We start from the raw sequence: 13,789 nt of genomic DNA on the forward strand, positions 1-13,789 counted from the left end.
TGCAGTAGTTTTTCAAGAGATGTTTTTCAGGGGCTAAACGTCCTTTTTCCTTAGGGGTAAAACACCTTGGCCAAGATTCTCGTGGTTACATCCGGCAAGGGTGGTGTGGGTAAGACCACCACCAGCGCCGCTATCGGTACCGGCCTCGCTCTGCGCGGTCACAAAACAGTTATCGTCGACTTCGACGTTGGTTTGCGTAACCTCGACCTGATCATGGGTTGCGAACGCCGCGTGGTGTACGACTTCGTCAACGTGGTCAACGGCGAAGCCAACCTGCAACAGGCCCTGATCAAAGACAAGCGCCTGGAAAACCTCTACGTGCTGGCCGCCAGTCAGACCCGCGACAAAGACGCGCTGACCGTCGAAGGTGTGGAAAAAGTCCTGATGCAGCTCAAGGAAGACTTCGATTTCGTGGTCTGCGACTCCCCGGCCGGCATCGAGAAAGGTGCCCACCTGGCCATGTACTTCGCCGACGAAGCGATTGTGGTGACCAACCCGGAAGTCTCCTCCGTACGTGACTCGGACCGCATGCTGGGCCTGTTGGCCAGCAAGTCCCGTCGTGCCGAAAGAGGCGAAGACCCGATCAAGGAACACCTGCTGATCACCCGCTACCATCCAGAACGTGTAAGCAAGGGCGAAATGCTCGGCGTCGAAGACGTCAAGGATATTCTCTCGGTGACATTGCTCGGCGTGATCCCTGAATCCCAGGCGGTGCTCAAGGCATCCAACCAGGGTATTCCAGTGATTCTCGACGACCAGAGCGATGCTGGTCAGGCCTACAGCGATACCGTTGACCGCCTGCTGGGCGAAAATCGCGAACACCGGTTCCTTGATGTCGAGAAGAAGGGTTTCTTCGAGCGCCTTTTTGGAGGTAGGTAATGAATCTTTTTGACTTCTTTCGTGCCAACAAAAAGCAAAACACCGCGTCGGTAGCGAAAGAGCGTCTACAGATCATCGTGGCGCATGAACGCGGCCAGCGCAGTACGCCGGATTACCTGCCAGCCTTGCAGAAGGAACTGGTGGAGGTTATCCGCAAGTACGTCAATATCGGGTCCGATGACGTGCACGTCGCTCTGGAAAACCAGGGCAGTTGCTCGATCCTGGAACTCAATATCACCCTGCCAGATCGCTGAGTCGATCCGGCAGGAGCCACGGCGGCTCAGGCCCTCCAGATCCTGTTTGGGGGCGAACTGTGGCGAGGGGGCTTGCCCCCGTTTGAGTGCGCAGCACTCACAGGACCTTCGGTACACCGGAAGTTTTGGGGCTGCTTCGCAGCCCAACGGGGGCAAGCCCCCTCGCCACAGGTCGCTCCTACAGGGCGCGGGGCCTGAGCCGCCGTTGGTGTTTGTTACGAGGCTGTTTTAATGCCGTTGTCCAACATCCGCATCATCCATCAGGACGCCGCCGTACTGGTGGTGGACAAACCGACCCTGTTGCTCTCCGTCCCTGGCCGGGCCGACGACAACAAGGACTGCCTGATTACGCGCCTGCAAGAAAACGGCTACCCGGAAGCGCGAATTGTCCATCGGCTGGACTGGGAAACGTCCGGCATCATTCTGCTGGCCCGTGATCCGGACACTCATCGTGAGCTATCTCGACAATTTCACGACCGCGAAACCGAAAAGGCCTATACCGCCCTGTGCTGGGGACAACCGGAACTGGACAGCGGCAGCATCGACCTGCCCCTGCGCTACGATCCGCCAACCAAGCCACGCCATGTAGTGGACCACGAGTTCGGCAAGCACGCATTGACCTTCTGGCGTGTGCTGGAGCGATGTGGCGACTGGTGCCGCGTCGAGCTGACACCGATCACCGGCCGTTCTCACCAGTTGCGCGTGCACATGCTCTCCATTGGGCATCCGCTGTTAGGTGACGGGCTCTATGCCCATGAACAGGCACTGGCTGCCTGGCCACGCTTGTGCCTGCACGCGAGCATGCTCAGCTTCACTCACCCCCAGACGGGCGAACGCCTGCGCTTCGAGTGCCCGGCACCGTTTTAACTGTGGCGAACAGGCTTCTGTGGCGAGGGAGCTTGCTCCCGCTGGAGTGCGGAGCGCTCCCAAAACCAGCGACCGTATCCTGCCGGGCACACCGTGCAAGCAGGATTTGCGGCTGCTACGCAGCCGAGCGGGAGCAAGCTCCCTCGCCACATTAAAACTCATACACCACCAAGAACAGGCCCGCCGCACTTTGCGCTTTCAATACGCTAAACTGGCGCCACTGCTGTCTGGAGCTTCTTATGCGCGAAGAGTTGAACCAAGGCCTGATCGACTTCCTCAAGGCCTCCCCTACCCCGTTCCATGCCACCGCCAGCCTTGTCCAACGCCTGGAAGCGGCCGGTTATGTGCGCCTCGACGAGCGCGAGGCGTGGACAACCGAAGCCAATGGTCGTTACTACGTCACCCGCAACGACTCTTCGATCGTCGCGATCAAAATGGGTCGTCATTCCCCCCTGCAATGGCGGCATTCGCCTGGTCGGCGCGCACACCGACAGCCCGTGCCTGCGAGTCAAACCCCAGCCGGAGCTGCAACGTCAGGGTTTCTGGCAACTTGGCGTTGAAGTCTATGGCGGCGCCCTGCTGGCGCCGTGGTTCGACCGCGACCTGTCCCTGGCCGGCCGCATGACCTTCCGCCGTGATGGCAAGGTCGAGAGCCAGTTGATCGACTTCAAGGCACCCATCGCGATCATTCCGAACCTGGCCATTCACCTCAACCGTGAAGCCAACATGGGCTGGGCGATCAATGCCCAGACCGAATTGCCGCCGGTCCTCGCGCAATTCGCCGGTGACGAGCGCGTGGACTTTCGCGCTGTGCTCACCGATCAACTGGCCCGCGAACATGGCCTGAACGCCGACGTGGTACTCGATTACGAGCTGAGCTTCTACGATACCCAAGGCGCCGCGGTCATCGGCCTGCATGGCGATTTCATTGCAGGTGCGCGCCTCGATAATTTGCTGTCGTGCTACGCCGGCCTGCAAGCTTTGCTGACGGCGGAAACCGACGAAACCTGCGTACTGGTCTGCAACGATCACGAAGAAGTCGGCTCCTGCTCGGCGTGTGGCGCCGATGGTCCGATGCTTGAGCAAACCCTGCGTCGTCTGTTGCCCGAAGGGGATGAATTCGTACGGACCATTCAGAAATCCCTGCTGGTCTCGGCCGACAACGCCCACGGCGTGCACCCCAACTATGCGGACAAGCACGACGCCAACCACGGCCCGAAACTCAACGCCGGCCCGGTGATCAAGGTCAACAGCAACCAGCGCTACGCCACCAACAGTGAAACCGCCGGCTTCTTCCGCCATTTGTGCATGGCCGAAGAAGTACCGGTGCAGAGCTTCGTGGTACGCAGCGACATGGGCTGCGGCTCGACCATCGGCCCGATCACCGCCAGCCACCTGGGCGTGCGCACCGTAGACATCGGCCTGCCGACGTTCGCCATGCACTCGATCCGAGAGCTGTGCGGCAGTCATGACCTGGCGCACTTGGTCAAAGTGCTGAGCGCGTTTTACGCCTGCCAGGAATTGCCGTAGTTTTGGGGATTAAAAAGTAACTTTTGTGGCGAGGGCGCTTGCTCCCGCTCGACTGCGAAGCAGTCGTAACTTGGCAAGCTCGGTCTGTCTGATAACCCGATATTGCTTGTTTTGGGGCTGCTTCGCAGCCCAACGGGAGCAAGCTCCCTCGCCACGATGATCTTCATCACCTCCGCTCGTCCGAAATCCGCCTAGACTTGCAGTACCCCCCTCCGACAAGGCTGTCACCATGATCTCGTTGTCTTCGTTCCACGCCATGCTGATCCCGATTCTTTCCGGGATGATCATGCTGGCCATCGGCTTCAACTTTCGCGACAAAAACGCCGGTGTGTTCGCGATGTGGGTCGGCATGCTGATGATCCTCGCCACCGTGATCTACAAGATCCTCGCCAAACTCAACGAATAAATACTCGTGCCCGGCTCGCATTGATTTTGACGGGCTCGTACACTCGGCCGATTCTCATCGCGAGGTTGACCGCCTAGTGTTCGCTCGTCTTTTTGCCCTGCCGTGTTTTTTCCTTGTCTGCCTGATGACACTGCTGCCGATGGCGCCTGCCCAGGCGGTTGGTTTGCCGGGACTGCTCAACGGCTCGGCGAAAACCCAGCCAGAAGCACAAGAGCCGTTGGGGCAATCCCTGGACGAAGTCATCAAGTCCCTGGAAAACGATCAGCAGCGAACCAAACTCCTGGCGGACCTGAAGAAGCTGCGTGACGTCGCCAAAAAAGCCCAACCGACCACCGAAGAAGGCGTGCTGGGCCTGATCGGCGGCACCCTGGCCAGTTTCGAAAAGCAATTTTCCGGCGCCGACAGCCCCCTCACGCGCTGGTCCGAAGAGGTCGACCTGGCCAAGGATGAACTGGTGGCGCTGATGTTGCCGGCCAATGAATGGCTGCCGATCATCTTGGCCTTCGCCATGATTCTGATGGTCTGGAGCTTGCTGGCCGCCGCCCTGATCTGGCTCGGTCACCGGGTGCGCATGCGTTTTGGCCTCACCGAAGAATTGCCGCAACACCCCAAGGCGCTGGACATGCTGCGTTTCGCCTTGCGCAAACTCGGACCATGGATGATTGCCTTGGTCATGACGGTTTACATGACCTACGCCCTGCCCTCGTCATTGGGCAAAAGCCTGGCCATGGTGCTGGCCTATGCGCTGGTGGTCGGCACTTGTTTCTCGGCGATCTGCGTCATCGCATTTTCCGTGCTGGATGGCCCGCATCGCCACCGCGCCTTGTACATCCTGCGGCATCAGGCCTTTCGCCCGTTGTGGCTGATCGGCAGTTTCGCCGCCTTCGGTGAAGCCCTGAATGACCCGCGTCTGATCGCCAGTCTCGGCAGCCACCTGGCCCACACTGCAGCGACGTTCGCCAATGTGCTGGCGGCGATCTTTACAGGCTTTTTCATTCTGCGTTTCCGGCGGCCCATCGCGCACCTGATCCGCAACCAGCCGCTGTCCCGGCGCCTGACTCGCCGGGCCCTGAGCGACACGATAGAAATCCTCGGGACCTTTTGGTATCTGCCTGCGCTGGTGTTGGTGGGCATCTCGCTGTTCGCCACCTTTATCTCTGCCGGTGACACCAGCACCGCCTTGCGTCAGTCGCTGATCTGCACCGTATTGCTGGTGTTGTGCATGGTCATCAACGGGCTGGTGCGCCGTCACGCACTCAAACCACAACGCGGCCCCAAGCGCCACGCACTGTATTCGGATCGCCTGAAAAGCTTCTTCTACACCCTTGCCCATCTGGTGGTATGGCTGGCCTTCATCGAACTCGGCCTGCGGGTCTGGGGCATGTCACTGATCCGCTTCACCGAAGGCGAAGGCCATGAAGTCAGCGTCAAACTGTTCAGCCTCGGTGGCACACTGATTTTTGCCTGGCTGATCTGGATTCTCAGCGACACCGCCGTGCATCACGCCCTCACCCGCTCGCGCGCAAAGGCCAGGCCAATGCCCGCGCACAGACAATGATGCCGCTGATCCGCAACGTACTGTTCGTGGCGATTTTCATCATCGCGCTGATCGTCGCCCTGGCAAACATGGGCATGAACGTCACGCCGTTGCTGGCCGGTGCCGGTGTGATCGGCCTGGCCATCGGTTTCGGCGCGCAGTCACTGGTGGCCGACCTGATCACCGGGCTGTTCATCATCATCGAAGATTCCCTGGCCATCGATGACTACGTAGACGTCGGCGGCCACTTGGGCACGGTCGAAGGCCTGACCATCCGTACCGTGCGCCTGCGGGACATCGACGGCATCGTTCACACCATTCCGTTCAGCGAAATCAAAAGCATCAAGAACTATTCCCGGGAATTCGGCTACGCGATCTTCCGGGTGGCGGTGCCCTCCAACATGGACATCGATGAGGCGATCAAACTGATGCGTGACGTCGGCCAGAAAATGCGCACCGACCCGCTGCAACGGCGAAATATCTGGTCGCCGCTGGAGATTCAGGGGGTAGAAAGTTTCGAATCCGGCAACGCGATTCTTCGCGCGCGCTTCAAGACCGCGCCGATCAAACAGTGGGAAGTTTCCCGGGCGTTCAACCTGTCGCTCAAGCGGCACCTGGATGAAGCCGGGCTGGATCTGGCGACGCCGCGCATGAGTGTGCACGTCGCCAAGGAATAAAGCTCAGACCACATCCACCCCGACATGAATCGCATCATGGCGCCAAAATTCGAGGTCGCAATCGATCAACCGCTCATGCTGATCGTAGTTGACCCGGGCAATCCGCAGCCCCGGGCTACCCACCGACACCCGTAAAGCCGCCGCCGCGTCCACCGACAGCGCGGTCGGCACAATCTCGAAGCGCACCCGTCCGTAATGCAAATCGTAATGCCGCGCGTACAGTTCGGTGATGGACTGATTCAGGTCGAAATCGAGAATCCCTGGAAAATACTGCGGATTCAAATAGTGCTCCACGTAAAGCACCAGGCGCCCGTCTATGCGCCGTGATCGGCAGATCTGAATCACGCTCGACAGCGCCGGCAATTGCAACCAGGCACATACCGCCGCCGAGGCCGGTTGCAAGCGCGCTGAAATGACTTCGGTGGACGGCACTCGCCCCTGCGCACTGACCATTGCGTGAAAGTGACTGCGCTGCATCAGGTTATAGGCCAGCCGCGGCGGCGATACGAACCAGCCGCGTCGTTCCTCGCGATAAATCTGGCCCTGGGCCTCCAACTGCAATAAAGCCTCACGCACGGTGATCCGCGTGGTACCGAACAACTCACTGAGCTTGCGCTCTGCCGGCAACTTGCTCCCGGGCGCCAACAGACCATGGTCGAGCTGTTCCTGCAGAACCTGCCCGATCGCTGTCACCGCTTTGGTTGTCTCGATGCGCATCAACGTTACCTATCTGGACTAGACCAGCACTGATTCAGGGCAGAACCGCGACTCAAATCGGTTCCTTCAACTGCCTGCAAGCCTAGGCACTGCACATGACTGGCAGATGACAAAGCCGCCGAACGGTTGCACCAGACACCTGCAATTTCATGGCCAAGTCCCTTTCATATCAGCCCTTTAGCCATGGTCTACGCTTAACTCGCACCCCGCGTACCCGAGCGCAGAAAATCCAGGCAAACCGGTCGTCGACATCAAAATGTCATCGAGGGCGCCTAAATTGGCTCAGGTATTGCTGACCTAGACCAACACAACCGCAATCGCAGCGTTGAAAACGCCCAAAGGAGCTTCGGATGAAACAGCTTTTCCTGGCATCACTGTTAGGCTCGACCATCGCCCTGTGCACCACCGCCATGGCGGCTGATACCGATTTGAAAACCCTGGAAGCCGCTGCGAAAGCGGAAGGCGCAGTCAACAGCGTCGGCATGCCCGATGACTGGGCCAACTGGAAAGGCACCTGGGAAGACCTGGCCAAAAAATACGGCCTCAAACACATCGACACCGACATGAGCTCGGCCCAGGAAATCGCCAAGTTCGCCGCCGAAAAAGACAACGCCACTGCCGACATCGGCGACGTCGGCGCGGCCTTCGGCCCGATCGCGGTCAAGCAGGGCGTGGTGCAACCTTACAAACCCACCACCTGGGCACAGGTTCCGGATTGGGCCAAGGACAAGGACGGCAACTGGGCGCTGGCCTACACCGGCACCATCGCGTTCATCGTCAACAAAAAGCTGCTGCACGGTTCCGAAGCGCCGACCAAATGGGCCGACCTCAAGACCGGCAAGTACAAGGTCTCTATCGGTGACGTGAGTACTGCGGCCCAAGCGGCCAACGGCGTACTGGCCGCCGCCCTCGCCAATGGCGGTGACGAGAAAAACATTCAGCCGGCCCTGTTGCTGTTCGCCGACATCGCCAAGCAAGGCCGCCTGTCGATGGCCAACCCGACGATCGCCACCATGGAAAAGGGTGAAATCGAAGTCGGCGTGGTCTGGGACTTCAACGGCCTGAGCTACAGGGCCAAGATGGCGAATCCGGATGACTACACCGTGCTGATTCCATCCGATGGCTCGGTGATTTCCGGTTACACCACCATCATCAACAAATACGCGAAGAACCCGAACGCCGCCAAACTGGCCCGCGAATACATCTTCAGCGACGCCGGCCAGATCAACCTGGCCAAAGGCAACGCCCGTCCGATCCGCGCCGAGCACATCAAACTGCCGGAAGACGTGAAAACCAAGCTGCTGCCTAACGAGCAGTACAAAAAGGTCACGCCGATCAAAGACGCCGAGGCATGGGAAAAGACCTCCAAGGGGCTGCCACAGAAGTGGCAGGAAGAAGTCATCATCAATATGCCGTAAGCCTGTAGATCCCCACATTGGGTACCCAATGGAGATCCAGTGTGGGAGCGGGCTTGTGTGGCGAGGGGGCTTGCCCCCGTTGGGCCGCGCAGCGGACCCAGGATCTGCGAGCGCTGCGCACTCGAACGGGGGCAAGCCCCCTCGCCACAAGCTCGCTCCCACAGGGGATTGGTTGCGTATTTGAATCATCTGTTTTCGCGGAGTCCCAGCCCCTATGAAGCACAACGTCATCCTTGTCGTGCTCGACGGCCTCAATTACGAAGTCGCGCGCCACGCCATGGGGCATCTGCAGGCTTATGTTGGCGCAGGACGCGCGGCACTCTACAAACTGGAGTGCGAACTGCCGGCCCTGTCCCGACCGCTTTATGAATGCATCCTGACCGGCGTTACGCCGATCGACAGCGGCATCGTTCACAACAACGTCTCGCGCCTGTCCAACCAGCGCAGCATCTACCATTACGCCACCGACGCCGGCCTGGTCACCGCCGCCGCGGCCTATCACTGGGTCAGCGAGCTGTATAACCGTTCGCCGTTCGTGGCCGCCCGGGACCGTCACACCGACGACCCGAAACTGCCGATCCAGCACGGTCACTTCTACTGGAGCGACCACTACCCGGACTCGCACCTGTTCGCCGACGCGGAAAACCTGCGCCTGCGCCACGCCCCGAACTTTCTGCTGGTCCACCCCATGAACATCGACGATGCCGGGCACAAGCACGGCCTCGACACGGCGCAGTATCGCAACAGCGCCCGCTCGGCCGACATCATCCTCGCCGACTACCTGCAAGACTGGCTCGACGCCGGTTATCAAGTACTGGTGACCGCCGACCACGGCATGAACAACGACCGCTCCCACAACGGTCTGCTGGCCGAAGAACGCGAAGTGCCGCTGTTCGTCCTCGGCGATGCTTTCAGTTTCAACAAAAGCGCCACTCCGAAACAAATCGAACTGTGCGGTACCGTCTGCGAATTGCTCGGCGCGCCCCACGACAAACCTGTGTGCCGGGAGCTGCTCAAGTGAATGCCATCACCCGTGGTAAATGGCTGGCAGCGTTGTGTCTGGTGCCCTTCGCACTGTTTTTTATTGTGTTCGAGATCGCCCCGCTGCTCTGGGTGATGATCAACAGCCTGCAATCGGAAGAGTTCGGCTGGGGCCTGGCCAACTTCAGCAAAATCTTCAACTCGAAGTTCTATTTGCAGGCAATCCAGTACAGCCTCGAGATCAGTTTCTGGTCCAGCGTGTTTGGAATCATCATCGCCGTGCTCGGCGCCTATTCCCTGCGCCGGGTCGATTCGAAACTGCGCAACTTCGTCAACGCCTTCGCCAACATGACCAGCAACTTCGCCGGCGTGCCCCTGGCTTTCGCGTTCATCATTTTGCTGGGGTTCAACGGCAGCATCACCATCATGCTGAAACAGGCCGGGATCATTCAGGATTTCAACCTGTACTCGAAAACCGGGCTGATCATCCTCTACACCTACTTCCAGATCCCCTTGGGCGTGTTGCTGCTCTACCCGGCCTTCGACGCCCTGCGCGAAGACTGGCGTGAGTCCGCAGCCTTGCTGGGCGCCAACGGCTGGCAATTCTGGCGACACATCGGTTTACCGGTGCTGACCCCGGCTTTACTGGGCACGTTCGTGATTCTGCTGGCCAACGCCCTCGGCGCGTATGCCACGGTCTACGCCCTGACCACCGGCAACTTCAACGTGTTGCCGATCCGTATCGCGGCGATGGTCTCCGGGGACATTTCTCTGGACCCGAACCTGGCCAGCGCTCTGGCCGTAGTGCTGGTGGCGTTGATGACCCTGGTGACCATCGTGCATCAGCTGCTGTTGAAGAGGAGCTACCATGTCTCGCACTGAACTGGGGCCCGTTGGTATCTACCACCGGTTTGTCGTGTATCTGCTGTTTGCCATTCTGCTGTTGCCACTGGCCGGCACGCTGATCTATTCGATCGCCAGCAGTTGGTCGGCGACGATTATGCCCAGCGGTTTTACCTTCAAGTGGTACATCCAGCTGTGGAGCGATCCGCGCTTTCTCGACGCATTCGGTCAATCGTTGCTGGTCTGTGTTGGCTCGCTGATTCTGTCGGTGGTGCTGATTCTGCCGCTGCTGTTCGTGGTGCATTACCACTTCCCGAAACTCGACGCCTTGATGAACATCCTGATCCTGCTGCCCTTCGCGGTGCCGCCGGTGGTGTCCTCGGTGGGGTTGTTGCAGCTCTATGGTTCGGGGCCGTTCGCGATGGTTGGTACGCCGTGGATTCTGATCGGTTGCTACTTCACCGTGGCGCTGCCGTTCATGTACCGGGCGATCACCAACAACCTGCAAGCGATCAACCTGCGCGACCTGATGGACGCCGCGCAACTGCTCGGGGCCAGCACCTGGCAAGCGGCATTCCTGGTGGTGCTGCCGAACCTGCGCAAGGGTCTGATGGTGGCGTTGCTGCTGTCGTTTTCGTTCCTGTTCGGTGAGTTCGTGTTCGCCAACATCCTCGTCGGCACCCGCTACGAAACCCTGCAGGTCTACCTCAACAACATGCGTAACAGCAGCGGCCACTTCACCAGTGCGCTGGTGATCTCCTACTTCTTCTTTGTGCTGGTTCTGACCTGGGCGGCCAATATTTTGAACAAGGACAAAAGCGAATGAGCTATGTCAGCGTCCAACACCTTCAGAAAAATTACTCTGGAACTACCGTATTCAGCGACATCAACTGCGAAATCCAGAAAGGTGAATTCGTCACCCTCCTCGGCCCGTCCGGTTGCGGCAAGTCCACCCTGCTGCGCTGCATTGCCGGGCTGACTTCGGTGGACGGCGGCAAGATTCTGCTGGAGGGTCACGATCTCGTGCCGTTGAGCCCGCAGAAACGCGGGATCGGCATGGTGTTCCAGAGTTATGCGCTGTTTCCGAACATGACCGTGGAGCAGAACGTCGCCTTCGGTTTGCGCATGCAAAAGGTCAATGCCGACGACAGCCACAAACGCGTCGCCGAAGTGTTGCAACTGGTGGAACTCAATGACTTCGCCGCCCGTTACCCCCATCAACTGTCCGGCGGCCAATGCCAGCGTGTCGCGCTGGCCCGCTCTCTGGTAACACGGCCTCGCCTGTTGCTGCTGGATGAACCGCTGTCGGCGCTGGATGCGCGGATTCGCAAGCACCTGCGCGAACAGATCCGTCAGATCCAGCGCGAACTGGGCCTGACCACGATCTTCGTCACTCACGATCAGGAAGAAGCCCTGACCATGTCTGACCGAATTTTCCTGATGAATCAGGGAAAGATCGTACAGAGCGGCGATGCCGAAACCCTCTACACCGCACCAGTCGATGTGTTTGCCGCAGGCTTCATCGGCAACTACAACCTGCTGGACGCCGCCAGCGCGACGAAACTGCTGCAACGAACGATCACCCACCGCATCGCCATTCGCCCGGAGGCCATCGAGCTGAGCCTCAACGGCGAACTCGACGCGCAGATCCGCAGCCACAGCCTGTTGGGCAACGTGATTCGCTACCGGGTCGAAGCCCGGGGCGTGGAATTGGTGGTGGATGTACTGAACCGCTCGGCGGCCGATTTGCATCCCGATGGTCAGCGCCTGGCACTTTCCATCGATCCGACGGCCCTGCGTGAGGTAGCCTGATGACCTTGCTGATGTTGAAGAGAGAACTGCACTGATGGCCCTGGCAATTTTTGATCTGGATGAAACCCTGATCCATGGCGACTGCGCCACCCTCTGGAGCGAGCAAATGGGACGCCTGGGCTGGGTCGATCCCGAGTCGTTCATGCGTCAGAACAACGAACTGATGGACGCTTACAGCCACGGCAAGTTGCGCATGGAGGAGTACATGACCTTCAGCCTTGAGCCGATGATCGGTCGCACACCGCAAGAGGTCGAGCACTTGGTGGCGCCTTGGGTAGAAGACTTCATCGAGCCGATCATCTTCAGCGACGCCACCAAAGCCATCGCCGCCCACCGCAAGGCCGGCGACCGAATCCTCGTGATCTCGGCCTCGGGCACGCATCTGGTCAAGCCGATTGCCGACCGCTTGGGCATCGACGAGATTCTCGGTATCGAGCTGGAAGTGGCACACGGGGTGTATAGCGGCAATACCGTTGGCACGTTGACCTACCGCGAGGGCAAGATCACCCGGTTGCTGGAATGGCTGGATGCCGAAGAGGAAAACCTGGAAGGCGCGAGTTTCTATTCGGATTCACGCAATGATTTGCCGTTGTTGCTGAAGGTGGATTTCCCGCATGTGGTCAATCCGGATCCAGTCTTGCTCGAACACGCCGAAAAAGCCGGCTGGCCAATCCATATCTGGAAATAACCCGGATCCCCTGTGGCGAGGGAGCTTGCTCCCGCTGGGCCGCGAAGCGGCCCTGAGATCAGTCACTGTGGCTAGCCAGGTAAAACCGGTTTTCAGGTTTTGCGGCTGCTTCGCAACCGAGCGGGAGCAAGCTCCCTCGCCACAAAGGCACTCACAGGTTCATGTTGTCAGCTCAGGCTCTCGTCAATCACCAACACCAACTTCCCCGACACCTTATTGGTCGCCAGTTCCGCAAACGCCGCTTCGGCCTCCTCGATCGCAAACGTCTTGGCCAGTTGCGGGCTCAAACGCCCTTCGGCAAACAGCGGCCAGACGTGTTGGCCAAGATCGCTGAACAAATCGGCCTTGAACTGCTCGTCGCGATTACGCAGGGTCGAACCCAGCAGTTGCAAACGCTTGGCCAGCACCTGGGCCAGATCCAGCTGAGCCTCACGACCGCCCATCAAACCGATCAGCACCCAACGCCCATCGCGAGCCAGCAGTTTGACGTTCAGGGCAGCATAGTTGCCCCCCACCGGGTCGAGGATCACATCGAACGGCCCCAGATCGTTCAAGCTGTCCAGGTTTTCGTTGCGCACCACGCCACCCTGGGCGCCCAATGCTTCACAGTAAGCCAGACGCTCGGCAGAACCGACGCTGACCCAGCACGGGTTACCAAACGCCTTGCACAGCTGAATGGCAGCTGAACCGATTCCACTTGCCCCGGCGTGCAAGAGAACTTTCTCACCCGGTTTGAGCGCAGCCAGTTGAAACAAATTCAGCCAAACGGTTGCGTACACTTCTGGCAACGCTGCGGCCTCGGCCAGGGACAAACTTTCAGGAACCGGCAACACATGCCGTCCGTCGACAACTACCTCTTCGGCCATCCCACCCCCGGCCAGCAAGGCGCAAACCCGATCGCCGACCTGCCAGGACGAGCCCGGGCCGACCTCGCTGATCACCCCCGAACACTCAAGACCCAGTACTTGACTGGCCCCCGGCGGTGGCGGATAAAGTCCGGCTTTCTGTAACAAATCGGCGCGATTGAGTCCTGATGCCGCTACTCGGATGCGAACTTGTCCTACATCGCACGTAGGACTCGGCTCTTCAACCCACTCCACTCGCCCCTCAACGCCTTGCAATGCTTTCACAGTGCCTCCATAGTGAGTCTGGACTGAGCCCGAAGCTGTAGCGCCGGGCT

Annotated in this window: 12 protein-coding genes and 2 pseudogenes; 12 read left to right on the forward strand and 2 right to left on the reverse strand. The window is 59.5% G+C overall.

Annotated elements, in window-relative coordinates; genetic code table 11:
• Positions 1–66 precede the first annotated feature (66 nt).
• The 6 genes and pseudogenes from minD (at position 67) to ACZ9BB_RS15395 (ending at position 6,150) form a co-directional block, all read left to right on the forward strand.
• Positions 67–879 carry a septum site-determining protein MinD gene (minD, locus tag ACZ9BB_RS15370; RefSeq protein ID WP_030131659.1) on the forward strand — a complete coding sequence of 271 codons (813 nt, stop codon included), beginning with the start codon at positions 67–69 and terminating at the stop codon, positions 877–879.
• Entirely contained in the window at positions 879–1,133 is a 255-nt protein-coding gene (gene minE, locus ACZ9BB_RS15375) for a cell division topological specificity factor MinE (RefSeq protein WP_223487640.1), read from the forward strand. The genes minD and minE overlap by 1 nt, the downstream gene beginning before the upstream one ends.
• A gap of 231 nt (positions 1,134–1,364) precedes the next feature.
• Positions 1,365–2,000, forward strand: coding sequence for an RluA family pseudouridine synthase (locus tag ACZ9BB_RS15380; protein WP_030131660.1), 636 nt, complete (start codon positions 1,365–1,367; stop codon positions 1,998–2,000).
• A gap of 239 nt (positions 2,001–2,239) precedes the next feature.
• Positions 2,240–3,530 (forward strand): annotated as a pseudogene (locus ACZ9BB_RS15385) (M18 family aminopeptidase).
• 229 nt (positions 3,531–3,759) lie between these two features.
• Positions 3,760–3,936 carry a hypothetical protein gene (locus tag ACZ9BB_RS15390; protein WP_007898847.1) on the forward strand — a complete coding sequence of 59 codons (177 nt, stop codon included), beginning with the start codon at positions 3,760–3,762 and terminating at the stop codon, positions 3,934–3,936.
• Positions 3,937–4,012: 76 nt separating this feature from the next.
• A pseudogene (locus tag ACZ9BB_RS15395) lies at positions 4,013–6,150 on the forward strand (mechanosensitive ion channel domain-containing protein).
• Between the two features lie 3 nt (positions 6,151–6,153).
• On the opposite strand, the gene ACZ9BB_RS15400 reads toward ACZ9BB_RS15395, so the two are convergent.
• A complete protein-coding gene (locus tag ACZ9BB_RS15400) occupies positions 6,154–6,867 on the reverse strand; it encodes a UTRA domain-containing protein (RefSeq protein ID WP_095633750.1) in 714 nt (237 codons plus the stop codon).
• 350 nt (positions 6,868–7,217) lie between these two features.
• Between ACZ9BB_RS15400 and ACZ9BB_RS15405 the strand changes: the two genes are divergently transcribed.
• From ACZ9BB_RS15405 to ACZ9BB_RS15430, 6 genes are all read left to right on the forward strand, one after another.
• The gene (locus ACZ9BB_RS15405) at positions 7,218–8,285 is read left to right on the forward strand and encodes an ABC transporter substrate-binding protein (protein WP_476214488.1); all 1,068 of its coding nucleotides are present in this window, start codon (positions 7,218–7,220) and stop codon (positions 8,283–8,285) included.
• A 214-nt stretch (positions 8,286–8,499) separates the two neighbouring features.
• Positions 8,500–9,306 (forward strand): alkaline phosphatase family protein, encoded by an 807-nt coding sequence (locus tag ACZ9BB_RS15410; RefSeq protein ID WP_476214489.1) that lies wholly within the window; start codon positions 8,500–8,502, stop codon positions 9,304–9,306.
• Positions 9,303–10,148, forward strand: a complete 846-nt coding sequence (locus ACZ9BB_RS15415; protein WP_476214490.1) for an ABC transporter permease — start codon at positions 9,303–9,305, stop codon at positions 10,146–10,148. The genes ACZ9BB_RS15410 and ACZ9BB_RS15415 overlap by 4 nt, the downstream gene beginning before the upstream one ends.
• Positions 10,135–10,935 carry an ABC transporter permease gene (locus ACZ9BB_RS15420; RefSeq protein WP_476214491.1) on the forward strand — a complete coding sequence of 267 codons (801 nt, stop codon included), beginning with the start codon at positions 10,135–10,137 and terminating at the stop codon, positions 10,933–10,935. Before ACZ9BB_RS15415 ends, ACZ9BB_RS15420 begins: the two co-directional genes overlap by 14 nt.
• The gene (locus ACZ9BB_RS15425) at positions 10,932–11,921 is read left to right on the forward strand and encodes an ABC transporter ATP-binding protein (RefSeq protein WP_476214492.1); all 990 of its coding nucleotides are present in this window, start codon (positions 10,932–10,934) and stop codon (positions 11,919–11,921) included. Before ACZ9BB_RS15420 ends, ACZ9BB_RS15425 begins: the two co-directional genes overlap by 4 nt.
• A 34-nt stretch (positions 11,922–11,955) precedes the next feature.
• The gene (locus ACZ9BB_RS15430; protein WP_192346996.1) at positions 11,956–12,609 is read left to right on the forward strand and encodes an HAD family hydrolase; all 654 of its coding nucleotides are present in this window, start codon (positions 11,956–11,958) and stop codon (positions 12,607–12,609) included.
• A 167-nt stretch (positions 12,610–12,776) separates the two neighbouring features.
• Here the strand turns inward: ACZ9BB_RS15430 and ACZ9BB_RS15435 are convergent, their stop codons facing one another.
• Positions 12,777–13,739: a zinc-binding dehydrogenase gene (locus tag ACZ9BB_RS15435; protein ID WP_476214493.1), complete on the reverse strand. Its 963-nt coding sequence runs from the start codon at positions 13,737–13,739 to the stop codon at positions 12,777–12,779.
• Positions 13,740–13,789 lie beyond the last annotated feature (50 nt).

This window comes from Pseudomonas sp. TE3552, assembly GCF_056278945.1.